Annotated in this window: 21 protein-coding genes and 1 tRNA gene; 7 read left to right on the top strand and 15 right to left on the bottom strand. The window is 69.5% G+C overall.

Going from position 1 to position 22,840, the window contains the following annotated elements; translation table 11 throughout:
• Positions 1-14 precede the first annotated feature (14 nt).
• The gene (locus JNX00_RS14570) at positions 15-1,556 is read left to right on the top strand and encodes a 2-isopropylmalate synthase (protein ID WP_204742715.1); all 1,542 of its coding nucleotides are present in this window, start codon (positions 15-17) and stop codon (positions 1,554-1,556) included.
• Positions 1,557-1,735: 179 nt separating this feature from the next.
• Positions 1,736-2,881 carry a serine hydrolase gene (locus JNX00_RS14565; RefSeq protein WP_239478149.1) on the top strand — a complete coding sequence of 382 codons (1,146 nt, stop codon included), beginning with the start codon at positions 1,736-1,738 and terminating at the stop codon, positions 2,879-2,881.
• Positions 2,882-2,902: 21 nt separating this feature from the next.
• On the opposite strand, the gene JNX00_RS14560 is transcribed toward JNX00_RS14565, so the two are convergent.
• From JNX00_RS14560 to JNX00_RS14505, 12 genes are all read right to left on the bottom strand, one after another.
• The gene (locus tag JNX00_RS14560) at positions 2,903-3,685 is read right to left on the bottom strand and encodes an IclR family transcriptional regulator (RefSeq protein WP_070399883.1); all 783 of its coding nucleotides are present in this window, start codon (positions 3,683-3,685) and stop codon (positions 2,903-2,905) included.
• A gap of 80 nt (positions 3,686-3,765) precedes the next feature.
• On the bottom strand, positions 3,766-4,506 hold the full coding sequence (locus JNX00_RS14555) for an arginyltransferase (protein WP_204742714.1): 741 nt from the start codon (positions 4,504-4,506) through the stop codon (positions 3,766-3,768).
• Positions 4,503-5,273 (bottom strand): leucyl/phenylalanyl-tRNA--protein transferase, encoded by a 771-nt coding sequence (aat, locus tag JNX00_RS14550; protein WP_070399885.1) that lies wholly within the window; start codon positions 5,271-5,273, stop codon positions 4,503-4,505. Before aat ends, JNX00_RS14555 begins: the two co-directional genes overlap by 4 nt.
• Positions 5,274-5,318: 45 nt before the next feature.
• Positions 5,319-5,681, bottom strand: coding sequence for a VanZ family protein (locus JNX00_RS14545; RefSeq protein WP_070399886.1), 363 nt, complete (start codon positions 5,679-5,681; stop codon positions 5,319-5,321).
• 70 nt (positions 5,682-5,751) lie between these two features.
• Positions 5,752-5,827: transfer RNA gene (locus tag JNX00_RS14540), tRNA-Asn, on the bottom strand.
• A gap of 55 nt (positions 5,828-5,882) precedes the next feature.
• Positions 5,883-6,944: an NAD(P)/FAD-dependent oxidoreductase gene (locus JNX00_RS14535; RefSeq protein ID WP_204742713.1), complete on the bottom strand. Its 1,062-nt coding sequence runs from the start codon at positions 6,942-6,944 to the stop codon at positions 5,883-5,885.
• A gap of 66 nt (positions 6,945-7,010) precedes the next feature.
• Positions 7,011-7,340: a ferredoxin FdxA gene (fdxA, locus tag JNX00_RS14530; protein ID WP_070399888.1), complete on the bottom strand. Its 330-nt coding sequence runs from the start codon at positions 7,338-7,340 to the stop codon at positions 7,011-7,013.
• A 101-nt stretch (positions 7,341-7,441) separates the two neighbouring features.
• Positions 7,442-8,734, bottom strand: a complete 1,293-nt coding sequence (locus JNX00_RS14525) for a GTP-binding protein (protein WP_204742712.1) — start codon at positions 8,732-8,734, stop codon at positions 7,442-7,444.
• Positions 8,734-9,693, bottom strand: coding sequence for a sulfate adenylyltransferase subunit CysD (gene cysD, locus JNX00_RS14520; RefSeq protein ID WP_204742711.1), 960 nt, complete (start codon positions 9,691-9,693; stop codon positions 8,734-8,736). The genes JNX00_RS14525 and cysD overlap by 1 nt, the downstream gene beginning before the upstream one ends.
• On the bottom strand, positions 9,690-10,427 hold the full coding sequence (locus JNX00_RS14515) for a phosphoadenylyl-sulfate reductase (protein WP_204742710.1): 738 nt from the start codon (positions 10,425-10,427) through the stop codon (positions 9,690-9,692). Before JNX00_RS14515 ends, cysD begins: the two co-directional genes overlap by 4 nt.
• Before the next feature lie 9 nt (positions 10,428-10,436).
• On the bottom strand, positions 10,437-10,820 hold the full coding sequence (locus JNX00_RS14510) for a DUF934 domain-containing protein (RefSeq protein WP_070399892.1): 384 nt from the start codon (positions 10,818-10,820) through the stop codon (positions 10,437-10,439).
• Between the two features lie 14 nt (positions 10,821-10,834).
• Positions 10,835-12,622 carry a nitrite/sulfite reductase gene (locus tag JNX00_RS14505; protein ID WP_204742709.1) on the bottom strand — a complete coding sequence of 596 codons (1,788 nt, stop codon included), beginning with the start codon at positions 12,620-12,622 and terminating at the stop codon, positions 10,835-10,837.
• Positions 12,623-12,808: 186 nt separating this feature from the next.
• Between JNX00_RS14505 and JNX00_RS14500 the strand changes: the two genes are divergently transcribed.
• On the top strand, positions 12,809-13,609 hold the full coding sequence (locus JNX00_RS14500) for a hypothetical protein (protein WP_139147077.1): 801 nt from the start codon (positions 12,809-12,811) through the stop codon (positions 13,607-13,609).
• Between the two features lie 26 nt (positions 13,610-13,635).
• Here JNX00_RS14500 and JNX00_RS14495 read toward each other — a convergent pair whose 3' ends face one another.
• Positions 13,636-14,766, bottom strand: a complete 1,131-nt coding sequence (locus JNX00_RS14495) for an FAD-dependent oxidoreductase (protein WP_204742708.1) — start codon at positions 14,764-14,766, stop codon at positions 13,636-13,638.
• A gap of 55 nt (positions 14,767-14,821) precedes the next feature.
• Positions 14,822-15,097 carry an oxidative damage protection protein gene (locus JNX00_RS14490; protein ID WP_070399896.1) on the bottom strand — a complete coding sequence of 92 codons (276 nt, stop codon included), beginning with the start codon at positions 15,095-15,097 and terminating at the stop codon, positions 14,822-14,824.
• A gap of 242 nt (positions 15,098-15,339) precedes the next feature.
• Here JNX00_RS14490 and JNX00_RS14485 point away from each other — a divergent pair, with 242 nt between their 5' ends.
• Together JNX00_RS14485 and JNX00_RS14480 are read left to right on the top strand one after the other, a co-directional pair.
• Positions 15,340-16,110: a ferredoxin--NADP reductase gene (locus JNX00_RS14485; protein ID WP_070399897.1), complete on the top strand. Its 771-nt coding sequence runs from the start codon at positions 15,340-15,342 to the stop codon at positions 16,108-16,110.
• Positions 16,111-16,117: 7 nt separating this feature from the next.
• Positions 16,118-16,633 (top strand): disulfide bond formation protein B, encoded by a 516-nt coding sequence (locus JNX00_RS14480; RefSeq protein ID WP_070399898.1) that lies wholly within the window; start codon positions 16,118-16,120, stop codon positions 16,631-16,633.
• Between the two features lie 7 nt (positions 16,634-16,640).
• On the opposite strand, the gene argA is transcribed toward JNX00_RS14480, so the two are convergent.
• Positions 16,641-17,981, bottom strand: coding sequence for an amino-acid N-acetyltransferase (argA, locus tag JNX00_RS14475; RefSeq protein WP_070399899.1), 1,341 nt, complete (start codon positions 17,979-17,981; stop codon positions 16,641-16,643).
• A gap of 76 nt (positions 17,982-18,057) precedes the next feature.
• On the opposite strand from argA, the gene hrpA reads away from it, so the two are divergent.
• Together hrpA and JNX00_RS14465 are read left to right on the top strand one after the other, a co-directional pair.
• Positions 18,058-21,948: an ATP-dependent RNA helicase HrpA gene (gene hrpA, locus JNX00_RS14470; protein WP_204742707.1), complete on the top strand. Its 3,891-nt coding sequence runs from the start codon at positions 18,058-18,060 to the stop codon at positions 21,946-21,948.
• Between the two features lie 108 nt (positions 21,949-22,056).
• Positions 22,057-22,773: a (2Fe-2S)-binding protein gene (locus JNX00_RS14465; protein ID WP_083293246.1), complete on the top strand. Its 717-nt coding sequence runs from the start codon at positions 22,057-22,059 to the stop codon at positions 22,771-22,773.
• Positions 22,774-22,840 lie beyond the last annotated feature (67 nt).

The following is a 22,840-nucleotide window of genomic DNA, read 5'->3' as shown; positions in this document are numbered from 1 at the left end:
AACAAGGAGTCCCCATGAGCGAACAGCTGATCATTTTCGACACCACCCTGCGCGATGGCGAGCAATCACCCGGCGCGTCCATGACCAAGGACGAGAAGCTGCGCATCGCGCGCCAGCTCGAGCGCCTGAAAGTCGACGTGATCGAGGCCGGCTTTGCGGCCAGCTCCAACGGGGACTTCGAGTCTGTGAAGGCCATCGCCGACCACATCAAAGACTCTACGGTGTGCTCGCTGGCGCGGGCGAACGACCGCGACATCGCGCGCGCGGCCGAGGCGCTCAAGGGCGCCAGCCGCGCGCGCATCCACACCTTTATCGCCACCAGCGCGCTGCACATGGAGAAGAAGCTGCGCATGACGCCCGAGCAGGTGCTGGAGCAGGCGAAGCAGTCGGTGCGTTTCGCGCGCAATCTGGTGCAGGACATCGAGTTCAGCCCCGAGGACGGTTATCGCAGCGACGTGGACTTTCTCTGCCGCGTGCTCGAGACCGTGATCAAGGAAGGCGCGACCACGCTCAACATCCCCGATACCGTGGGCTACGCGGTGCCCGAGCTCTATGGCCATTTCATCCGCACGCTGCGCGAGAAGATTCCCAACTCGGACAAGGCGATCTGGAGCGTGCACTGCCACAACGACCTGGGCATGGCCGTGGCCAACTCGCTCGCGGGCGTGAAGATCGGGGGCGCGCGCCAGGTGGAATGCACCATCAACGGCCTGGGCGAGCGCGCGGGCAACTGCTCGCTGGAGGAGATCGTGATGGCGGTGCGCACGCGCCGCGATTACTTCGGCCTCGACGTGGCCATCGACACCACTCAGATCGTGCCCGCCAGTCGCATGGTGAGCCAGACCACCGGCTTCGTGGTGCAGCCCAACAAGGCCGTGGTGGGCGCCAACGCCTTCGCGCACGCCAGCGGCATCCACCAGGACGGCGTGCTCAAGGCGCGCGACACCTACGAGATCATGCGCGCCGAGGACGTGGGTTGGAGCGCCAACAAGATCGTGCTGGGCAAGCTCTCGGGCCGCAACGCCTTCAAGCAGCGCCTGCAGGAGCTGGGCATCGAGATGGCGTCCGAGGCCGAGATCAACACGGCCTTCGCCAAGTTCAAGGAATTGGCCGACCGCAAGGCCGAGATCTTCGACGAGGACATCCTGGCCCTGGCGAGCGACGAGAGCGTCACCGCCGAGAAGGAGCAGTACGGCTTCGTTTCGCTGGCCCAGCGCAGTGAGACCGGCGAGCGTCCGCACGCCAGCGTGGTGTTCACCGTGGATGGCAAGGAACTGCGCGGCGACAGCGACGGCAACGGCCCGGTCGATGCCTCGCTCAAGGCGATCGAGCAGCACGTCAAGAGTGGCGCCGAGTTGCTGCTGTATTCGGTAAACGCCATCACCAGCGGCTCCACCGAAAGTCAGGGCGAGGTCACCGTGCGGCTGCAGCATGGTGGCCGCGTGGTCAACGGCGTGGGCGCGGACCCGGACATCGTGGTCGCATCGGCCAAGGCCTACCTGAGCGCACTCAACAAACTGCACAGCAAGGCCGACCGGGTGGCGGCACAGGGATAAAGTTCAAACGTTTCAACGACTTGTAGAACTTCCTTATTGATCGGTGGAAATTGACCTCCAAACGCGCGTCTATTCCACCGATCACTTAAGACCACCGTCCAAGCTTTTGATATTGCTGATTTTTTTCTGACTCCCTATACTCCGCCCCAGCGCTGGTCCCGTCTTGCTGGAGTTGAGTCATGTTGTTCCGTCCGATCGCCCTGAAATCGCTGATTGCTGCTATGGCGGTTGCGTTGATCGGGGCGCTCGGGCCGACGGGTGTGGCGCAAGCGGCCTCCGGTTCCTCGGCCAAGACCAGCAAGACGAGCAAGGCTGCCAAGGCCCCGGTCAAGAAGGCCAGCAAGCCCAAGGTGGCCAGCCGCCCCACCAAGAAGGTCACCAAGACCACCACCGCCAAGCGCAAGCAAAGCATCGCTTCGCGCAAGCTCACGCTGGTCAAGGCAGCGCCCGCGTCCAAGCCCCGTGCCATCAGCGCCAAACCCAGCGTGGTACGCGTGGCCACGCCACCGGTGGTGTCGGTGGGCCAGCGCCTCGGCCTGCATGGCATGGACGACGCGTTGGACCTGAATTCCAGCGTGGCCCTGGTCGTGGACCAGCAGACCAATGAGGTGCTGTTCTCGAAGAACGATTCGGCCGTGCTGCCCATCGCCTCGCTCACCAAGCTCATGACCGGCCTGGTCGTCGTGGAGGCGGGCCTGAACATGAACGAGGTGATCACCATCACCAGCGAGGACGTCGACACCCTCAAGGGAAGCCGCTCGCGCCTGGCCGTGGGCACCCAGCTGACGCGCGGCGAGTTGATGCACCTGGCGCTGATGTCGAGCGAGAACCGCGCGGCGCATGCGCTGGGCCGCACCTATCCCGGTGGCCTCGATGTGTTCGTGCGCCGCATGAACGCCAAGGCCGCCGAGCTGGGCATGCACGACACGCGCTACGTGGAGCCCACGGGGCTGTCCAGCGACAACCGCTCGAGCGCCCGCGATCTGGCCACTCTGGTGTCGACCGCCTATGAACGCCCCATGCTGCGCGACCTGTCCACGTCGCCGGGTTATGAAGTGGACGTGGGCCGCCGCACGCTGCAGTACAACAACTCCAACCGCCTGGTGAAGAACCCCGAGTGGGACATCGGCCTGCAGAAGACCGGCTACATCTCCGAAGCGGGTCGCTGCTTGGTGATGCAGGCCCGCGTGGCCGGCCGCCAACTGATCATGGTGTTCCTTGACGCGAGTGGCAAGCTGGGCCGCGTGCAGGACGCCGAGCGCGTGCGCCGTTGGGTGGAGCACCAGGGCGAATTGCTCGCCAGCAAGGTGCGTCCCCAGGGCTGATGCCCGGGCAAGGCCGGCGCGTCAGCGGCTGGCCGGAAAGCCCAGCGCGGCCGAGATCTCGGCCGCCGTGGCCTTGAGGCGGGGCAGCCAGCCTTCGTCGATGCGATCGGCCGGCGCCGAGATCGACAAACCCGCCACCAGCTTGCGCTGGTCGTCGTAGATGCCGGCGGCCATGCAGCGCACGCCCATCTCCAGTTCCTCGTTGTCGCGCGCCACGCCAGCCTGGCGGCATTGCGCGAGTTCACGCTCCAGTGCCGGCAGCTGGGTGAAGCTGTTGCGTGTATTGCCGGCCAGGCCGGTGCGGGTGGCGTAGGCGCGCACGCGCGTGGGGTCGTCGTCGGCCAGGAAAAGCTTGCCCACCGAGGTGAGGTGCAGCGGCGCACGGCCTCCGATGGCACGCACCACCTGCATGCCCGAGCGCTCGCTGTAGGCGCGCTCCACATAGACGATCTCATCGCCCTGGCGCACGCTGAGGTTCACCGGCTGCTGAATCTGCTTGTGCAGCTCGCGCATGGGCCCGAGGGCGGCGTCGCGCACGCTCAGCCGGGCCTTGACCAGGTTGCCGAGCTCCAGCAAGCGCATGCCCAGCCGGTAGCTGCCCGCCTCGGGGCGGTCGACGAAGCGGCCGATGGTCAGGTCATTGAGGATGCGGTGCGCCGTGGAGGGATGCAGGCCGGTCTTCTCGCTGATTTCCTTCAGCGAGACCGCCTCCTCGCGCGAGGCCAGCACCTCCAGCAGGTTGAACATGCGCTCCAGCACCTGAACGGTGGGGGCGGTGGGGGGGGAGTCGGATCGTTTGCTCATGGTCGGATGTGCAAACCCCATCTTACAAGATGAAATCGCCGCACCGCAGCATCGGTGAAAAACCCTGCGGTGGGATCGAATCAGGCGTCGGCCGCGGTCCAGCGGCCGTCCACCAGGACCTCGTGCGGGCGGAAGCTGGCCTTGTAGTTCATCTTGGGGCTCTGGGCGATCCAGTAGCCCAGGTAGACGTGGGGCAGCTCGAGCGCCCGCGCCTGCTCGATCTGCCAGAGCACGCTGTAGGTGCCGTAGCTGCAGCGCTCGTCGGGCTCGTAGAAGGTGTAGACCGCGGAGAGGCCGTCGTTGAGCACGTCGATGATCGAGACCATCTTGAGCCGCGCCGGCCGGCCCTGGGCGTCGGGTTCATGGAACTCCACCAGGCGCGAGTTGACGCGGCTTTGCAGCAGGAATTGGGTGTACTGGTCCACGCTGTCGTGGTCCATGCCGCCGCCCGCGTGGCGGCTGTTCTGGTAACGCAGGTACAGCTGGTAGTGCTCGGGCATGAAGCACAGCTTGAGCACACGGGTGATGAGCCCACTGTGCTGGCGCTGGCTGCGCCGTTGGCTGCGGTTGGGTTGGAAGCCCGCCACCGGCACGCGCAGCGGCACGCAGGCGCTGCAGCCGTCGCAGTAAGGGCGGTAGGTGAACATGCCACTGCGACGAAAGCCGTGCGTGACCAGATCGGAATAGGCGTCGTTGTGGATGAGGTGGCTGGGCGTGGCCACCTGGGAGCGCGCCTGCCGTCCCGCCAGGTAGCTGCAGGGATAGGGCGCGGTGGCGTAGAACTGCAGCGCCTGGAGCGGGAGGTCCTTGAGGTGCGTCACGCGCGTTCGTCGCCGATGGAAAGGTGCTCGCGCCAGTATACGGGCCGGAATTCCCATCGGGGCGCGGGCTGCAGCAGCGCCAGGCGCACGTGCTGCACGAAGGGATCGCGCGGCATCAGCCGCCCGCCCATGGAGGCCAGGTGGGCGGTGTTTTGCTGGCAATCCACCAGCGTGATGCCGTGCCGCCGGCACAGCGCCATCAGGCCCGCCAGGGCGATCTTGGAGGCGTCGCTGCGCCGGCTGAACATGGATTCGCCAAACACCATGGCACCGAGGTTGACCACGTACAGGCCGCCGGCCAGCTCGCCGTCGATCCAGGTTTCCACCGAATGGGCCATGCCGGCGCGGTGCAGGCGCGTATAGGCCTGCACCATGGCCGGCAGTATCCAGGTGCCGCTCTGGCCGTCGCGCGGGGTCTGGGCGCAGGCCAGGATCACGCGCTCGAAGTCGTGGTCGATGCGCAGCTCCAGCCGCTGGGCGTTCAGCAGCTTCTGGATGGTCTTGCGCAGCGAACGGTGCAGCCGGAACTCGGTCGGCGACAGCACCATGCGCGGATCGGTGCTCCACCACAGGATGGGCTGGCCCGAGCTGTACCAGGGAAAGATGCCGCGCGAATAGGCGGCCACGAGCGTGGGCACGTCCAGCACGCCGCCGGCGGCCAACAGGCCGGGGGCGGGGTCGTGCGGGCCCCAGGCCTGTTCCACCGGCGGGAAGGGCTCCCCCGGCTCCAGCCAGGGCAGCGGTCGGGTCGGGGGCGTCTGGGTCATGGCGCGAGAGGTATGGCCGCTATTGTGCGCGGCGCCCCCGCGGCATCAAGTGCGCGCGGGCAAAACGCGACCGGTCAGGCGTCCCGGCAGCAGGCGCCAGGGCAGCCACACGGTCAGCACACCGATGGCGTCGGCCAGCCAATCGATCCATTCACCGTAGCGCCAGCCCGCGGCCAGTTGCATGAGTTCGATCAGACCACCCCACAGGATGAGCCCCGCCACCACCGCGCCGGCCCGGCGCGGGTAGGCCAGCAGTCCCCACAGCGCCAGCCAGGCGAAGCCCAGGGCGTGCTGCGCCTTGTCCCAGATGTTCATGGCCTGCGGCGGCAGCAGTTCGACCGGCACCAGCGAGGCGATGGTGAGGCCGAGCAGGCTGCACCAGAACCCCACGGCGATCAGGCGTTGCATGGCGTGCGTGAAGACGAAGGCGCAAAAACGACAACGGCCTTCGCGAGAAGGCCGTTGTGCGGGTGTTGGGTGGCTCCCCGACCTGGACTCGAACCAGGGACCTGCGGATTAACAGTCCGTCGCTCTACCGACTGAGCTATCAGGGAACAGCCTCAAATTATAGCGTTGTTTTGAAGCGTTTCCGGGCGGGCCCGAAGAAAGTCAGCGTTCTGCCTCGGGGGCCACGCCGAGCAGCCGGTGCAGGCGGGGGCTGGTGGTGGTGTATTGCAGCGGTACGCGCTCCTCGGGGCGCAGGCGCGCGGCGGCGGCGAAGGCGGCCAGCGTGGCTTCGTGGAAGCCGCAGAGGATGAGTTTTTTCTTGCCCGGGTAGGTGTTGATGTCGCCCACCGCGTACAGGCCGGCTTCGCTGGTCTCGAAGCTTTCGGGGTTCACCACGATCTGCTTGCGCTCCATGGCCAGGCCCCAGTCGGCGATGGGCCCCAGGCGCGGCGACAGGCCGAGGGCGACGATCAATTGGTCCAGCGCCAGGGTCTGGGTCTGGCCTTGGGGATCGAGCAACTGCAGGCCGCGCAGCCGCGCGGCTTCCAGGTCCAGCCCCAGGGGCTGGCCGACCACCAGCCTCACGCGGCCCGAGGCGATGGCGTCTTGCACGCGCGCGAGCGCGGCCTCGTCGTCGGCTTGCAGCACCTCGCGCCGGTGCAGCAGGCTCAGGCCCGCGGGGGGCTGGGCGCTGTCGAGCAGGCGCAGCGCCCAGTCGATCGCGAGCGCGTCGCCGCCGTGCACCACCACGTGCTGGCCGCGCCAGTCGCGGGTGGCGTCGAAGCGGTGGTGCACCTGCTGGCCTTCCAGGGCCTCGATGCCGTCGAGCTTCAGGCGCTTGGGCTGGAAGGCGCCCACGCCCGCGGCGATGAACACCAGGCGCGCGAGGAAGCCCTGGCCCGCGCTGGTGCGAACGGCCCAGCGGCCATCGGCCTCGCGCGCGAGCGCGCTCACCGATTGGTCGAGGTGGAGCCGGGGCTGGAAGGGCTTGACCTGCAGCAGCAGCCGATCGACCAGTTCCCGGCCGCTGCACACGGGCAGGCCGGGGATGTCGTAGATGGGCTTGTCGGGGTAGAGCTCGGCGGGCTGACCGCCGGCGTGGGGCAGGGCGTCGACCACCTGCGCCCGGATGTCCTGCAGGCCGAGCTGGAAGACCTGCCACAGCCCCACGGGGCCGGCGCCGATGACCAGCGCGTCGGTCTCGATCGGCGCGGTAGGGGTCACTGGAAAACCTTTGCTCGGCGCGCTGCGGCGCGAGCGCCTTCGGGCGGCCGGGCGGCGCTCATGGACTCAGCGGATCAGCTGGTCGAGCTTGCCGGTCTTGTCCTTCCACTCTTCGGCGTCGGGCAGCGCGGCCTTGCGCTTGGTGATGCTCTTCCAGGTGGGCAGGCGGGCCAGCTCGGCGTTGAGCGCCGTCATGTGCAGCTGGTCCTTGGGCAGGTCTTCCTCGGCGTAGATGGCGCTCACCGGGCATTCGGGGATGCAGACCGCGCAGTCGATGCACTCGTCGGGGTCGATGGTGAGGAAGTTCGGGCCTTCGCGGAAGCAGTCCACGGGGCAGACATCGACGCAATCGGTGTACTTGCAGCGGATGCAGGCTTCGGTGACGACGTGGGTCATGGTGGCGGATCGGGCAGACGGAAAGCGGTGATTTTACGGTGCCGCACCCGACCGGCCGGGCTTGCCCTTGGTGGCTTCCCGGTCGGTGTCTGTGGGGTTATTCAGCGCACGAGCACGGCGCCGGCCGTGCGGTGGCTGGCGGTGTCCACCAGCACCAGCGAGCCCAGGGCGCGCGATTCGGCGAACGGCCGCGTGGCCAGCGGCTCCTGCAGCGCGAGTTCGATGTGGCCGATGGCGTTGGGCGGCAGTTCGCGGGCGTCATGTTCGGCCAGGGTGTGGATGTCGAGCTGGTGCGCGATGCGCTTGACCTTGGCCTTGACCCAGCGGTGGCCGTGCAAGGCCCAGTAGACGCGGCCCGGCACCAGGGGCTCGTCGTCCAGCCAGGCGACGGTGGCGGCGATCTCGCGCTGCGCGTCGAGCGAGGCGTCCGCGTCGTCCACCCCGAGCAGCCAGTCGCCGCGCGAGACGTCGAGCTCGCGGTCGAGCACGATGCCCGCGCTGTGACCGGCGGACACCTCGCCGGGCCGGCGCACATGGTCGAGCACCTGCGCCACCACGGCGCTCTGGCCCCGGGGCGCCACGCGCACGGCCTGGCCCGGGCGCAACTGCCCGGCCGCCACGCGGCCCCAGAACACGCGCCGGCCCTGGGAGGTGTCGGACGAGGACGAGAACTTCTCCACCCACTGCACCGGGAAGGCCAGCGGCAGCTCGGCGTCGGGTTCCGTTACCGGCAGGTGCTCCAGGATTTCCAGCAGCGTGGGGCCGTGGTAGCCGCACCAGCCGGCTTTCGCTGCCTCGTCCACCACGTTCCAACCGTTCAGGGCGGACACCGGCACCACGGCCGTCACGTCGAGCCCGGCCTGCTGGGCAAAGGCGTACAGCGCGGCCTTGATGTGGGTGTAGGCGGTGGCTCCGTCGTCCACCGCGTCGAGCTTGTTCACCGCGAACACCACCGAGGGCACGCGCAGCAGCTTGACCAGCAGGCTGTGGCGGCGCGTCTGCGGCAGCAGGGCCAGGGCGGGGTCGCGCCAGTCGAGCTTGGTGGCGTCGACCAGCACCACGGCGGCGTCGGCGCTGCTGGCGGCGGTGACCATGTTGCGCGTGTACTGCTCGTGGCCCGGGGCGTCGCCGATGATGAACTTGCGCTGCTCGGTGCTGAAGTAGCGGTAGGCCACGTCGATGGTGATGCCTTGCTCGCGCTCGGCCGACAGGCCGTCGGTGAGCAGGGCCAGGTCGGTCTGGCCCTGGCGCTGCACGCCGGCCAGGTGGTCCTGCAGCACGGCCTTGCTGTCGACCAGCAGGCGGCCGATGAGCGTGCTCTTGCCGTCGTCGACGCTGCCGCAGGTGATCAGGCGCAGCGCGGCGCGGGTGTCTTGCGAGGTGGCGGTGCTCATCAGAAGTAACCCTCTTTCTTGCGGCGCTCCATGGAAGCGTCGCTGGTCTTGTCGTCCATGCGGGTGGCGCCACGCTCGCTGACCTCGGCGGCCAGGGTCTCGATCACGATCTGCTGCGGCGTGGCGGCCGTGCTTTCCACGGGGCAGGTGCAGGTGATGTCGCCCACGGTGCGAAAGCGCACGTCGCGCCGTTCCACCCGCTCGCCTTCGCGCGGCGGGGTGAGCTCGGTCACCGGCACCAGCAGGCCGCGGCGGTCCACCACCTCGCGCGGGTGGGTGTAGTAGATGGAGGGCAGGCCGATGTCCTCGCGCGCGATGTACTGCCAGACGTCGAGCTCGGTCCAGTTGCTGATGGGGAACACGCGGAAGTGCTCGCCGGGCTGCAGGCGGGTGTTGAACAGGGTCCAGAGCTCGGGGCGCTGGGCCTTGGGCTGCCACTGGCCGAAGCCGTCGCGGTGCGAAAAGATGCGCTCCTTGGCGCGCGCCTTTTCTTCGTCGCGCCGCGCGCCACCGATCAGGGCGTCGAAACGGAACTCCTCGATGGCCTCCAGCAGCGTGACCGATTGGTGCACGTTGCGGCTCTCGCCCGGGTGGGCCAGGCGCACGGTGCCGCGCGCCATGGAGTCTTCCACGCTGCGAACGATCAGCTCGGCGCCGAGTTCTTTCGCGCGCTGGTCGCGGAAATCCGTCACTTCGGGAAAGTTGTGGCCGGTGTCGATCATCAGCAGCGGGTAGGGAATGCGGCCGGCGCCGAAGGCCTTCTCGGCGCACTTGAGCATGACCAGCGAGTCCTTGCCGCCCGAGAAGAGCAGGGCGGGGCGCTCGAAGGCGCCGGCCACCTCGCGCAGGATGAAGATGGTTTCCTCTTCCAGCGCGTCCAGGTGGGCGTTGCTGAGCTGGTGGCCGCTGTCGTGCAGCAGGGCGGCTTCGATCACGGCGGGGTCTGGGCGGGCGTTCATGCGGGGGTCCGATCGAGAGAGGAGGCGGCGGGCGGCACGTGCAACCCGCATTCCTTGGCGCTTTCCTGCTCCCACCACCAGCGGCCGGCGCGGAAGTCCTCGCCCACGCTGATGGCGCGGGTGCAGGGCTCGCAGCCGATGCTGGGGAAGAAGCGGTCGTGCAGTTCGTTGGTGTCCAGGCCGTGCAAGGCGATGAAATGCCACACGTCGCCCCAGGTCCAGTCCACCAGCGGGCTGATCTTCACGCGCTCGGGTTCCTGGATCACTTCGCCAACCTCGGCGCGCGCGTTCGACTGCTCGCGCCGCAGGCCGGTGATCCAGCCGTCGTGCCCGGCCAGGGCGCGCGACAGCGGCTCCATCTTGCGCACGTCGCAGCAGGCCTTGCGCAGCTCGATGCTGCGGTACATGGCGTCCTCGCCATGGCGGCGCACGAAGTGCACCACCGATTCGTGCCTGGGCCGGAACACGCGCACGCTGGTGGCGTAGCGGCGTTCGATCTTGGGGATCATGGCCAGGGTTTCGGCGTGCAGCTTGCCGGTCTCCAGGACGAAGACGCTGGCCTCGACGCCGGCGAGGTGGACCAGGTGGGTGACGACCATGTCCTCGGCGCCCAGGCTGGACGCCTGCGTGAGGCGTGGGTGCGCGGAGGCCTGCTCGCGCAGCAGCGCGAGGGCGCGCTCCACCTTGGCCGCGAAGTCGGCCGAGGGGTGGTTGTAGAGATCGATGGCGCTCATGGCAGGTCCTCAGGCGTTCGCGAAGCGCGGCTGCGGCTGCAACGCGTCGCCCTGGTAGAAGCCGCCGTAGTGCCGCAGCAGGCGCTCGGCGTGCGCCAGGTCCTGGTCGGCCTTGAGCACGGCCTGGCTGAAGCCGCTGCGCTGCATCTGCAGCAGCTGGTCGATCAGCACCTCGCCGGTGGCGCGGATGTCGCCGGTGAAGCCCAGGCGACGGCGCAGCAGGAAGGCCTGGCTGAAGGCGCGGCCGTCGCTGAACTTGGGGAACTGCAGTTCGACCACGCGCACACCGCTCAGGTCGGCCTCGCGTGGGTCGTCGGTGTTGGCCAGCACGCGGCGTTCGGCCTCGGTTTCGGGGGGGCTGAAGGTGTCGGCGCGCAGCAGCTGGATGCTCATGTTCGGCTCCTGGTTCAGACAGTGGCGGCGTCGACGGGACGCGCGGTGGTGCTGCGCACGGCGTTGGCGGCCTGCTTGAACGGGTCGAGGCCGATCCGGCGCAGGGTGGCGATGAAAGGTTCGCCGTCCTCGCGCTGGGCGCGGTAGGTGTCGAGCAGGGCCTCGATGACCTCGGGCACCTCGTTGGCCGCGAAGGACGGGCCGATGACCTTGCCCGGCGTGGCCTCGCCCGACAGGCGCTTGCCGTCGGAGCCGCCCAGCGTCACCTGGTACCACTCCTGGCCGTCCTTGTCGACGCCGAGCACGCCGATGTGGCCGCTGTGGTGGTGGCCGCAGCTGTTGATGCAGCCGCTCATGTGCAGGTCGATCTCGCCGATGTCGTGCAGCTCGTCGAGGTCGGCGTAGCGCGCGAGCACGGCCTGGGCGATGGGCAGCGAGCGCGCGTTGGCGAGATCGCAGAAATCGCCGCCGGGGCAGGCGATCATGTCGGTGAGCAGGCCGATGTTGGGCTTGGCCAGACCCAGGCGGCGCGCCTCGCGCCACAGCTCGGGCAACTGGTCGCAGCGCACCCAGGGCAGCAGCAGGTTCTGGGTGTGCGTCACACGCGCCTCGCCGCCGGAGAAGCGGTCGGCCAGCTCGGCCGCGCGCTCCAGCTGCTCGGCCGTGGCGTCGCCGGGCGACTGGCCCAGGCGCTTGAAGGAGAGCGTGACCGCGCGCAGGTCGGGGTTCTTGTGCGCCACCACGTTGCGGGTGAGCCAGCGGCTGAATTCCAGGTCGTCCTCGGCCGCGGCCTTGAGGATGTGGGCGATCTTGGCGTCGGCGCTCTTGCGGTCGCAGGCCAGCGCGGGCGGCGTGAAGAAGGCGCTGACGCGGGCCAGCTCGGCGGCGGTGATGGTGTGCGGCGCGCCGTCCAGCTCGAGGATGTCGCGGTACTCGGCCTCGACCTGGTCGGCGAAGGCCTGGCCCTCGGCCTTCACGATGATCTTGATGCGCGCCTTGTACATGTTGTCGCGCCGGCCGAAGCGGTTGTAGGCGCGCACCACGGCTTCCAGGTAGTTGAGCATCTGGTCCCAGGGCAGGAACTCGCGCAGCACGGTGCCGATGATGGGCGTGCGGCCCATGCCGCCGCCCACGCGCACCTGGAAGCCCAGCTCGCCGTCGACGTTGTGCAGCAGGCGCAGGCCCACGTCGTGCCAGGGCGTGGCGGCGCGGTCTTCGCGGGCGCCGGTGATGGCCACCTTGAACTTGCGCGGCAGGAAGGCGAACTCGTGGTGCAGGGTGCTCCACTGGCGCAGGATCTCGGCGAAGGGCCGGGGGTCGGCCACCTCGTCCACGGCGATGCCGGCCAGGGCATCGGAGGTGGTGTTGCGAATGCAGTTGCCGCTGGTCTGGATGCCGTGCAGGCCCACACTGGCCAGCAGCTCCATCACGTCGGCCGAGCGCGCCAGTGGAATCCAGTTGAACTGCACGTTGGAACGCGTGGTGAAGTGCGCCGTGCGGTCGGGCAGGCTCGGCACGTCGGACAGGCCGGCGTTGGCCTTGGAAATGTCGTTGTCTTCCTTGTGGTCGAACTCGCGCGCCACGCGGGCCAGCACGCGCAGCTGCTCGCTGTTGATCTCCCCATAGGGCACGGCCACACGCAGCATGGGCGCGAAGCGCTGGATGTACCAGCCGTTCTGCAGGCGCAGCGGCTTGAAGGCGTCGTCGGAGAGGGTGCCGGCCTGCCAGCGCTCCAGCTGGTCGCGGTACTGGGCGGCGCGCTGTTGCACGAACTGGCGGTCGAAAGTGTCGTGGCGGTACATGGATCGGGCGATGGGACCACCGGAGCGGTCGGCGATTCGTGGGGATGCCCGGCACTGTAGAAAGTTGGCCTTATTCGACGAACTACTTTTTTTTTATGCCTGTATATCAATTTGAAATAAGCAAATCCTGGTGGCCCATGGAGCAAAATTGGCTATCACAATTTGTCTGAAGTAACATCCCCCAACATGACGAGCGTCGTTCGGGTTCAGGTGATCGGTTTCTCAGACGTGGAGCGCCACGCGTTGAACACCGTTTTCCGGCTCTCGCGTGAGCGCGAGGTGTCCTACGGACCCTGGCGGGCGGCCTCGGGCCTGCTGGAAGAAATGCCCCCCGTGCTGCTGGTGGATGGCGACTGCGCCGAAGCCGTGTTGGTGCATGCGCGCGCGCCGCGCCCCGGTCAGCGGCTGATCTGGGTGGGCGAGCAGGCGCCCGAGCACGCCTGGCGGGTCGTGGCGCGGCCCATCGCCTGGGCCCACCTGCTGCACGACCTGGACACCACCTTCGCCGCCACGCAGAGCGATTCCGGTTTCCTGGACCTGGACGTGTCCCAGCCCGCGCCGCTGGACATCGAGCTTGGCGAATTTCCCTTGGTCGAGGTGCGCCGGGCCCTGGTGGTGGGCATCGCGGCGAACGAGTCGGGCTACCTGCGCGAGCGGCTGACGCAGGCGGCCGTGCCCTATATCGATGAGGCGCCGAGCACCGAACGCGCCGCCGAGTGCATGGCCCAGCACCACTACCTGTGCGGGGTGTTCAACCTCGACGACCACCACATCGACGCCTGGGGCCTGATGCAGCTGTTCCGCCAGCGCTACCCCGAGGCCATGACCCTGGCGACCAGCGAGCACGCGCAGCGCTTCGCCGGCCCCCTCACGGGCTGGTGGCACCGGCGGCGGGTGCGCGCGCACACGCGCCGCCTGGGCGTTTCGGGCCTGCTGGCGCTGCCGCTGCAGCCGCCGGTGGTGTCGCGTTACCTGGAAATGCTCTGAGCCGGGGCTGAGCGCCGGCCGGCGGCTCAGCCGCGGGTGCGCCGCGCGCGCCGCCAGGCAAAGCGCGCGGGGTCGATCGCGGTGCGCAGTTCGGCGTCGAGGCCCGGCGCTTCGCCGTCCATCTCGGCCGCCAGCCACTGGCCGCAGGCCGCGGCCAGCGACAGCCCGCGCGAACCCAGGGCCGTGAGCAACCAAAGCCCGGGCAGTCGGGGCACGGCCGATGCCGCGTGGCCCGCGCTGTCGCGCGCGGCCCAGGCCGCCGGGTCGGGCGCGGCGCCCACCAGGGGCAGTCGGTCCATGGAGGCGCAGCGCACGCCGGCCCAGCCCAGCAGACGGCCTTGCGCGAGCCCGTCCTCCAGCCGGTCGGCGGCGGCGGGCGCCAGGGCGCGCAGCCGGGCGGCGTTGTCGCGGTGGGCGGCATCGCTCAGGGCGGTGTCGGTGCGGCCGCGCGCATAGGTCGAGCCCATGGCCCAGATCGCCGCCGGCCAGCGCGGAGCCAGCCCGCTGTCGCGGTACTCCGGCACGAAGACGCCGTCGTCGCGCTGCGGCCGCTCGCTCAGCGGCGCGCCGTCCAGCGCGCCCAGGCTCATCTGGCCCAACACCGGGCCCAGCGGCCAGGCGCCGCCGACCTCGGGCGCGAGATCGCGGCTGCCCAGTGCGGCGGCGATCACGGCGTGCGGCGCGGCGGCGATGGCCCGGCCCGCGGGGTCCAGCGCCTGCCACTGGCCGGTCCCGCGCGACAGGCCCGCCACGGGCGCATTCCAGCGGGTGTCCAGCCGCTCGCCGGCCTCGGCCAGCCAGGCCAGCACCAAGGCGCCCGGGCGCACCAGCGCGGCGGGCTGCTGGCCGGGGGCGTGGGCGCCGCGGTTGTCGATCGTCGCCGCCTGCCAGCCGGCGCCCGGGGCCACCAGGCGCTCCAGCTCGGCCCGCGCGATGGGCACGCCCAGGGCCGTGAGGCGCGACATCGGTGTGGGCTGGCGCGTGAGGTGCGGGCTCAGCACGCCCACCGGCAGGGCCGAGGCCGCGCGGGCCGGGCCCTCCGCGGCGTCGAGCAGCGTGACCCGCCAACCGCGCCGGCACAGCGCGGCCGTGACCGCCGCGCCCGCCAGGCCGGCGCCGATCACCAGCGCTCGGCGCGTCTCGTCAGGGGCTGGCATGCGCAAAGCAAGAGGCCCGCGCGCGGCGGGCCTGCGGGTGCCGGAGTGGCGGGCATCAGGACGCGCTGGGCGGCACGTAGCCGGCGGCCTGGTCAGCGCCTTCGCCGAAGAAGTGCTTTTCCATCTGGCGCGCCAGGTACTGGCGGGCGCGGGCGTCGGCCATGTTGAGCCGGTTCTCGTTGAGCAGCATGGTCTGCTGCTTGAGCCAGGCGGCCCAGGCCTCCTTGCTCACGTTCTCGAAAATCTTCTTGCCCAGTTCGCCGGGGTAGGGCGGGAAATCCAGGCCTTCGGCTTCCTTGCCGAGCTTGATGCATTGAACCATTCGTGCCATCGGTGAATCCTTGTCGTGGGCCCCTCTTTATGCGAGGGAGTTATATCGGATGGAATAAACGATTCGTTCGGTTTCGCGCGCCGCTGCGGCAAGATGCGCGACCAGCGGACACGGGCCATCGCGAGGCCCGCACTGTAGCAATCTTTGATCGGCCTCAATCCCGTCAGGGTCGGGCCAAGCCGCCGCGACAGCGCCACTTTCTACAATAACGACCCGTCTTTCTCCCGGGATCATCTTTCATCATGAGTGCATTCAACGAAGAGCGCGTGCTGAGCGTTCACCACTGGACGGACCGGCTCTTCAGCTTCACCACCACGCGCGACACCTCGCTGCGCTTCTCCAACGGCCATTTCACGATGATCGGCCTGCGGGTGGACGGCAAGCCCCTGCTGCGCGCCTACAGCATCGTCAGCCCCAACTGGGCGGAGCACCTGGAGTTCCTCAGCATCAAGGTGCAGGATGGCCCGCTCACCTCGCGCCTGCAGCACATCCAGCCCGGCGACACCGTCATCGTGGGCCGCAAGCCCACCGGCACGCTGCTCACCGACTACCTGCTGCCGGCCAAGCGCCTGTACCTGCTGGGTACGGGCACCGGCCTGGCGCCGTTCATGAGCATCATCCGCGACCCCGAGACCTACGAGCGCTATGAACAGGTGGTGCTGATCCACGGCGTGCGCCAGGTCAAGGAACTCGCCTACCGCGAGCTCATCACAGAGCAGCTCAAGCAGGACGAATTCCTCGGCGACATGGTCAAACAGAAACTGCTCTACTACCCCACGGTCACGCGCGAACCCTTCATGCACCAGGGCCGCATCCCGCAGCTGCTGGCCGACGGGGTGGTCGCCAAGGACCTGGGCCTGCCCCCGCTCAACCCCGCCGAGGACCGCGTGATGATCTGCGGCAGCCCCGAAATGCTGCGCGACCTCAAGGCCCTGTGCGAGAAGCTGGGCTTCAAGGAAGGCAACACCACCACGCCGGGCGAGTTCGTCATCGAACGCGCCTTCGTGAGCTGAGGCCGGCATGAACGGCTTGCTCGCGCTGCCCGGCCAGCGTCCCCGACGGGTGCTCGCCCTCATCGCCGCGGTCAGCGTGGCCCTGCTGGCCTTCGGCATGTATTTGCAGCACGTGGTGGGGCTGGAGCCTTGCCCCATGTGCATCGTGCAGCGCTACGCGCTGATCCTGGTGGCGGTGCTGGCGGGCGTGGCGGCCTGTCTGCGTTCGCCGGTGGCGCGCGCCTCCGGTGTGTCGCTGATGGGCCTGTTCGCGGCCTTCGGCGCCTTTACCGCCGCGCGCCAGAGCTGGCTGCAGTGGAACCCGCCCGAGATCATGGCCTGCGGGCGCGACTTCTTCGGGATGATCGAGGCCTTTCCGCTGGGTCGCGCCATTCCCATGATCTTTCGCGGCAGCGGCGACTGCGCCAAGGTCGACTGGACCTTCCTCGGTCTGACGATCGCGAACTGGTCTTTCCTGTGGTTCGTGGCCTTCGGGGGGCTGGCCGCGTGGATGCTGCTGGCGCGCCGCCGCGCGGCGGCCTGAGCGGCGTTCAGGCCAGCTTTTTCACCAGCACCTGGCTGCGCCGGTCCCAGTTGTATTTGCGCTTGCGCGCCTCGGGCAGCCAGTCGGCGCCGACCTGCACGAAGCCGCGCTTGATGAACCAGTGCATGGTGCGCGTGGTGAGCACGAAGATGCTCTGCAGCCCCTGGGCGCGCGCGCGCGCCTCGATGCGCTTGAGCAGGCGCTCGCCGTCGCCCTGGCTCTGTGACTGCCCCGATACCGTGAGCGCGGCCATCTCGCCGGTGCGTTCCTCGGGGTAGGGGTAGAGCGCGGCGCAGCCGAAGATCACGCCGTCGTGCTCGATGATGGTGTAGAGCCCGGCGTCGCGCTCGATCTCGTGGCGGTCGCGCTTGACCAGGGTGCCGTCCTTCTCGTACGGCTCGATCAGCGCCACGATGCCCGCCACGTCGTCGATCGAGGCCTCGCGCACGCTCTCCAGCTTCTCGTCCACCACCATGGTGCCGATGCCGTCGTGCGTGTAGATCTCCAGCAGCAGCGAGCCGTCTACCGCGAAGGGCAGGATGTGGCTGCGCTCGACGCCGCCTTCGCAGGCGCGGATGCAGTGCTGCAGGTAGAAGGCGGTGTCGGTGGGCCGCTCGGGCTTGGGCAGGCTGGCGAGCAGGCGCTTGGCGTCGGCCAGGGGCAGCTCGGTGTCGATCTCGCTGTCGGGGTTGGCCGCGTCCACGCGGATGCCGGGAATCTCGGTGAGGAAGATCAGCTTGTCCGCCTGCAGCGACACCGCCACGGAGGTGGCCACGTCCTCCATGGTGAGGTTGAAGGCTTCGCCGGTGGGTGAGAAGCCGAAGGGCGAGAGCAGCACCATGGCGCCCATGTCCAGCGAGCGCTGGATGCCGTCGGTGTCGATCTTGCGCACCAGGCCCGAGTGCAGGAAGTCCACGCCGTCGATCAGGCCCACGGGCCGAGCGGTGACGAAATTGCCCGAGATCATGCGCACCGTGGCGCCGGCCATGGGCGTGTTGGGCAGGCCCTGGCTGAAGGCGGCCTCGATCTCGTAGCGCAGCTGGCCGGCGGCTTCCTGCGCGCAGTCCAGCGCCACCTCGTCGGTGATGCGCATGCCGTGCGAGTATTTCGCCTCGTGTCCCTTGAGGCGCAGCTGCTCGTTCACCTGCGGCCGGAAGCCGTGCACCAGCACGATCTTCACGCCCATGCTCTGGATCAGTGCCAGGTCCTGCGCCAGGTTTTGCAGCTTGCCCGCCGCGATCGCCTCACCCGCGATGCCCACCACCAGGGTATTGCCTCGGTGCTTGTGGATGTACGGCGCGACCGAGCGGAACCACGGGACGAAGGTGAAGTTGAAGACGTTGGACATCAGGTCGGGGGTGGCTGCAGGGGGCGTGGGGGCACCGGATAATCGCGGGTTCGCCGATTTTCACCGAAGTCCCGTTTTGCCCACGCCCGCCCTGCACCTGGAGTTCCCCGAGGCCTTGCCCGTGTCGGCGCGCCGCCACGAGATCGAGGCGGCGGTGCGCGAGCACCAGGTGGTCATCGTCTGCGGCGAGACCGGCTCGGGCAAGACCACGCAGCTGCCCAAGATCGCGCTGGCCATGGGGCGCGGCCGCCTGAATGCGAAGCCCGGCCAGCGCGGCCGCCTGATCGGCCACACCCAGCCGCGGCGCATCGCCGCCAGCTCGGTGGCCAAGCGCATCGCCGAGGAACTGAAGACCCCGCTGGGCGAGGTGGTGGGCTACAAGGTGCGTTTCCAGGACCGGCTCTCGCGCGAGGCTTCGGTCAAGCTGATGACCGATGGCATCCTGCTCGCCGAGACGCAGACCGACCCGGACCTGAACGCCTACGACACGATCATCATCGACGAGGCGCACGAGCGCAGCCTCAACATCGACTTCCTGCTCGGCTACCTGCGCCAGCTGCTGCCGCGCCGGCCCGACCTGAAGGTGATCGTCACCTCGGCCACCATCGACGCCGACCGCTTCGCCGCGTACTTTTCCTCGTCGAAGGGCCCGGCGCCGGTGCTCATGGTGTCGGGTCGCACCTACCCCGTCGAAGTGCGCTGGCGGCCTTTCGAGGAAAGCCGCGAGTTCGATCTGAACGACGCCATCGCCGACGGCGTGGACGAGCTGTGGCGCGGCGGCCAGGGTGGCGACATCCTGGTCTTCCTGCCGGGCGAGCGCGAGATCCGCGAGGCCGCCGACCACCTGCGCAAGCACCTGGCCCACCAGCCGCTGAACCGCCATGCCGAGGTGCTGCCGCTGTTCGCGCGCCTGAGCCAGGCCGAGCAGGACCGCATCTTCCAGCCGCACGGCCAGCGCCGCATCGTGCTGGCCACCAACGTGGCGGAGACCTCGCTCACGGTGCCGGGCATCCGCTACGTCATCGACGCCGGCACCGCGCGCGTCAAGCGCTACAGCTTTCGCCAGAAGGTCGAGCAGCTGCAGATCGAGCCCATCAGCCAGGCAGCGGCCAACCAGCGCGCGGGCCGCTGCGGACGGGTGGCCGACGGCATCTGCATCCGCCTCTACGACGAGGCGGACTTCAACAACCGCCCCCGCTTCACCGACCCCGAGATCCTGCGCAGCTCGCTGGCCGGTGTCATCCTGCGCATGAAGGCCCTGCACCTGGGCGCGGTGGAAGACTTCGCCTTCGTCGACGCCCCGCAGCGGCGCGCCATCGCCGACGGCTACCAGCTGCTGGCCGAACTCGGCGCGGTGGACGACGACAACCAACTCACGCCCACCGGCCAGTCGCTCGCACGGCTGCCGCTGGACCCGCGCGTGGGCCGCATGATCCTGGCCGCGCGCGAGCACCACGCGCTGGACGAGGTGCTGGTCATCGCCGCCGCGCTCAGCGTGCAGGACGTGCGCGACCGGCCCATCGACAAGCAGGCCCAGGCCGACCAGGCGCACGCCAAGTTCGACGACGAGAAGAGCGAATTCACCGGCACGCTCAAGCTCTGGAAGTGGCTGGAGGACAGCCGTGGCGGCCACGGGCAGGCGCACAAGCTCAGCCACCGCCAATACGAGAACCTGCTGCGCGAGAACTTCATCAACGTGCGCCGCGTGCGCGAGTGGCGCGACACCCACAGCCAGTTGCACACCGTGGTGGGCGAGCAGGGTTGGAAGCCCAACACCACGCCGGCCAGCTACGAGCAGCTGCACAGCGCCATGCTCAGCGGCCTGCTCGGCAACCTGGGCGTCAAGAGCGAAACCGAGGACTGGTACCTCGGCGCGCGCGGCATCAAATTCCACCGCCACCCCGGCGCCCATCTCAGCAAGAAGCCCGGCCGCTGGATCGTCTGCGCCGAACTGGTGGAGACCACGCGCCTGTTCGGGCGTGGCATCGCGGCCATCGAGCCCGCCTGGGTGGAGCGCGTGGGCGCGCACCTGCTCAAGAAGCAGCTGCTGGACCCGCACTGGGAAAAGAAGGCCGCGCGCGTGTCGGCGCTGGAGCGCGCCACGCTCTATGGCCTGGTGATCTACCACAACCGCCGCGCCGACTATGGCCGCATCGACCCGACCGGCGCGCGCGAGATCTTCATCCGCGAGGCCCTGGTGCAGGGCGAGTGGGACACGAAGCTGCCCTTCCTGGCCGCCAACCAGAAACTGGTGCGCCAGGTGATGGAGCTGGAGCACAAGTCGCGCCGGCAGGACGTGCTGGTGGACGACGAGGTCATCTACGCCTGGTACGACGAACAGGTCCCGGCCGAGCTGTGCAACGGCGCCGCCTTCGAGCGCTGGTACGCCCAGGCCGCGCGCGAGAACCCCAAGTTGCTGTTCCTCACGCGCGAGGACCTCATGCGCCACGAGGCCGCCGGCATCACGGCCCAGGCCTTCCCGCGCACCGTGCGCCTGGGCGGCGTGGACTGCGCCGCGGCCTACCTGCACGAGCCCGGCGATCCGCGCGACGGCCTCTCGGTCACGGTGCCCATCTACGCGCTCAACCAGGTGAGCGAGGAGCGCATCGACTGGTTGGTGCCCGGCATGCTCAAGGACAAGGTACTGGCCCTGCTCAAAACCTTGCACCAGCGCCCGCGCTCGCGCTTGGTGCCGCTGCCGGCCACGGCCGAGCGCTTCACCGAGGCCTTGTGCGCGCCCGAGGCCTTCGCCCAGGGCAACTTCCTCGACGCCGTGCTCAAGCGGGTGCGCGCGGCGACCCAGCTCGACATCGTGCGCAACGACCTCAAGGCCGACCAGCTGCCGGCGCACCTCTTCATGCACCTGCGCGTGGTGGACGAGCACGGCCGCCAGCTGGGCCAGGGGCGCAGCCTGGCCGCGCTCAAGGCCGAGCTGGGGTCGCAGGCGCGCGGTGCCTTCCAGGCCCTGGCGGCGCTCAAGGTGCCGGCGGCCGTGCCGGCGCCGGCGGGTGCTTCGCCAGGCGCGCCATCGCCGGCCCTGGCGGGCCAGGCCACGCGCGTGGCCAAGGCCGCGCCGCCGGCCGCGCCTGCGGTGGACGCCAGCCAGCGCCACACCCGCTGGGACTTCGGCGAGCTGCCCGAGCTGCTGGAGATCCGCCGCGGCGGCCAGACCCTGATCGGCTTTCCGGCGCTGGTGGACGACGGCGACGCGGTGCGCATCGAGGTCTTCGACGAGCCCGAACTGGCGCAGGCGCGCCACCGCGAGGGCCTGCGCCGCCTGGTGGCGCTGCAGATCAAGGACGCGCTGAAGTACCTGGAGAAAAACATCCCCGGCCTGCAGGCCATGGGCGCGGCCTTCATGGGCGTGGACAAGGAGCGCGGCGGCGGCACGCTGGAAGAGCTGCGCCAGCAGCTCCTGGAGCTGGCGCTGGACCGCGCCTTCCTGCAGGAGCCGCTGCCGGCCGATGCCAAGGCCTTCGAGCAGCGCGTGGCCGACGGGCGTGGGCGGCTCAACCTCATCGCCGCCGAGATCGCGCGCTCGGCCGGCGCCATCCTCACCGAATTCGCCGCCGCCCAGCGCAAGCTGAAAGACGCCAAGCCGCCCGCCGACGTGGCCGCCGACATCGCCCAGCAGTTGCAGCGCCTGGTGGGGCGGCGTTTTCTGGTCGAGACGCCGCACGCGCAGCTGCAGCATTTGCCGCGTTACCTGAAGGCCGTGCAACTGCGGCTGGACAAGCAGCGCGGCGACCCCGCGCGCGACGCCGCGCGCCTGGCCGAGCTCAAGCCGCAGGACCAGCGCTACTGGCGCCTGGTGGCCGAGCGCAAGGGCGTGCAGGACCCTCGCCTGCAGGAGCTGCGCTGGCTGCTGGAAGAGCTGCGCGTGAGCTTCTTCGCCCAGGAACTGCGCACGCCGCAGCCGGTGAGCCTGAAGCGGCTCGACAAGGCCTGGGCCCAGCTGCAGGCCTGAGGGCCGCCGGTTCCGGCGTTTCACCCACGCGGCGCTCGGGCATGGCCGCCGCGAATTGACGGGCGGGGCCTGCTGCGATTCACTGGCGCGGTCATGAGGAGACCGCCCATGGACCGCCGTGATTTCGTCGAATCGTGCGCCGTCGGCGCCGCCGCCCTGAGCGGCGTCCTGGCCCGCACCGCCTGGGCCGCCGATGCCCGGCCGCGCGCCTACGCGCGCACCCTGCTGGTGGACGAGCAGGGCCAGCCGGTCAAGGCCAGCCAGCTGCGCGCCCAGGTCAACTACGTGTTCCATTACCCCTTCGAGGCCACGCCGGTCTTCCTGCTCGACCTGGGCAAGGCCGCGCCGCCCACGAAGCTGGCGACCCAGGACAAGCAGGCCTACGAATGGCCCGGCGGCGTGGGGGCGAAGCGCAGCGTGGTGGCCTTTTCGGCCATCTGCGCGCACCAGCTGGTCTACCCCACGAAGGAGCTGAGCTTCATCAGCTTCCGCAAAGGCCCGGCGGCCAACCCGCAGACGCCCAGCCAGGGCAACGACCTGATCCACTGCTGCGCCGACCACAGCCAGTACGACCCCGCGCGCGGCGCCCAGGTGCTGCGCGGCCCGGCCGAGCAGCCGCTGTGCGCGGTGCTGCTGGAGCACGACGCCAGGAGCGATCAGCTCACCGCCACCGGCACGCTCGGCGGCGAGCTGTTCGAGGCGTTTTTCAAGAAATACGAAATGAAGCTGAGCCTGGAGATGGGGCCCGGCGTGCGCCAGGCGGTGGCGGGGCGCAGCACGGTGCGCGAGCTGGAGCGCTTCTGCCGCAACCCCATCCGTTGCTGAGCACGGTCTGCACGCGCCACGGCGGCCCCCCAGGGGGCCGATCCGGCCGGGGGCGGCCCGGCGCCGG

The sequence above is a fragment of the Hydrogenophaga sp. YM1 genome (genome assembly GCF_016903055.1).
GTDB classification, from domain to species: Bacteria; Pseudomonadota; Gammaproteobacteria; order Burkholderiales; family Burkholderiaceae_C; genus Hydrogenophaga; species Hydrogenophaga borbori.
This window is presented reverse-complemented; position numbering and strand designations above follow the sequence as displayed.

Excerpts from the sequence above, each read along its gene's own strand:
- JNX00_RS14465 (WP_083293246.1), top strand. The coding sequence starts at position 22,057 with ATGGACCGCCGTGATTTCGTCGAATCGTGCGCCGTCGGCGCCGCCGCC.
- JNX00_RS14565 (WP_239478149.1), top strand. The coding sequence starts at position 1,736 with ATGTTGTTCCGTCCGATCGCCCTGAAATCGCTGATTGCTGCTATGGCG.
- JNX00_RS14545 (WP_070399886.1), bottom strand. The coding sequence starts at position 5,681 with ATGCAACGCCTGATCGCCGTGGGGTTCTGGTGCAGCCTGCTCGGCCTC.
- JNX00_RS14495 (WP_204742708.1), bottom strand. The coding sequence starts at position 14,766 with ATGCCAGCCCCTGACGAGACGCGCCGAGCGCTGGTGATCGGCGCCGGC.
- aat (WP_070399885.1), bottom strand. The coding sequence starts at position 5,273 with ATGACCCAGACGCCCCCGACCCGACCGCTGCCCTGGCTGGAGCCGGGG.
- JNX00_RS14490 (WP_070399896.1), bottom strand. The coding sequence starts at position 15,097 with ATGGCACGAATGGTTCAATGCATCAAGCTCGGCAAGGAAGCCGAAGGC.
- argA (WP_070399899.1), bottom strand. The coding sequence starts at position 17,981 with ATGTCCAACGTCTTCAACTTCACCTTCGTCCCGTGGTTCCGCTCGGTC.
- JNX00_RS14480 (WP_070399898.1), top strand. The coding sequence starts at position 16,118 with ATGAACGGCTTGCTCGCGCTGCCCGGCCAGCGTCCCCGACGGGTGCTC.
- fdxA (WP_070399888.1), bottom strand. The coding sequence starts at position 7,340 with ATGACCCACGTCGTCACCGAAGCCTGCATCCGCTGCAAGTACACCGAT.
- cysD (WP_204742711.1), bottom strand. The coding sequence starts at position 9,693 with ATGAACGCCCGCCCAGACCCCGCCGTGATCGAAGCCGCCCTGCTGCAC.
- JNX00_RS14500 (WP_139147077.1), top strand. The coding sequence starts at position 12,809 with ATGACGAGCGTCGTTCGGGTTCAGGTGATCGGTTTCTCAGACGTGGAG.
- JNX00_RS14510 (WP_070399892.1), bottom strand. The coding sequence starts at position 10,820 with ATGAGCATCCAGCTGCTGCGCGCCGACACCTTCAGCCCCCCCGAAACC.
- JNX00_RS14485 (WP_070399897.1), top strand. The coding sequence starts at position 15,340 with ATGAGTGCATTCAACGAAGAGCGCGTGCTGAGCGTTCACCACTGGACG.
- JNX00_RS14515 (WP_204742710.1), bottom strand. The coding sequence starts at position 10,427 with ATGAGCGCCATCGATCTCTACAACCACCCCTCGGCCGACTTCGCGGCC.
- JNX00_RS14560 (WP_070399883.1), bottom strand. The coding sequence starts at position 3,685 with ATGAGCAAACGATCCGACTCCCCCCCCACCGCCCCCACCGTTCAGGTG.
- JNX00_RS14505 (WP_204742709.1), bottom strand. The coding sequence starts at position 12,622 with ATGTACCGCCACGACACTTTCGACCGCCAGTTCGTGCAACAGCGCGCC.
- JNX00_RS14525 (WP_204742712.1), bottom strand. The coding sequence starts at position 8,734 with ATGAGCACCGCCACCTCGCAAGACACCCGCGCCGCGCTGCGCCTGATC.
- JNX00_RS14570 (WP_204742715.1), top strand. The coding sequence starts at position 15 with ATGAGCGAACAGCTGATCATTTTCGACACCACCCTGCGCGATGGCGAG.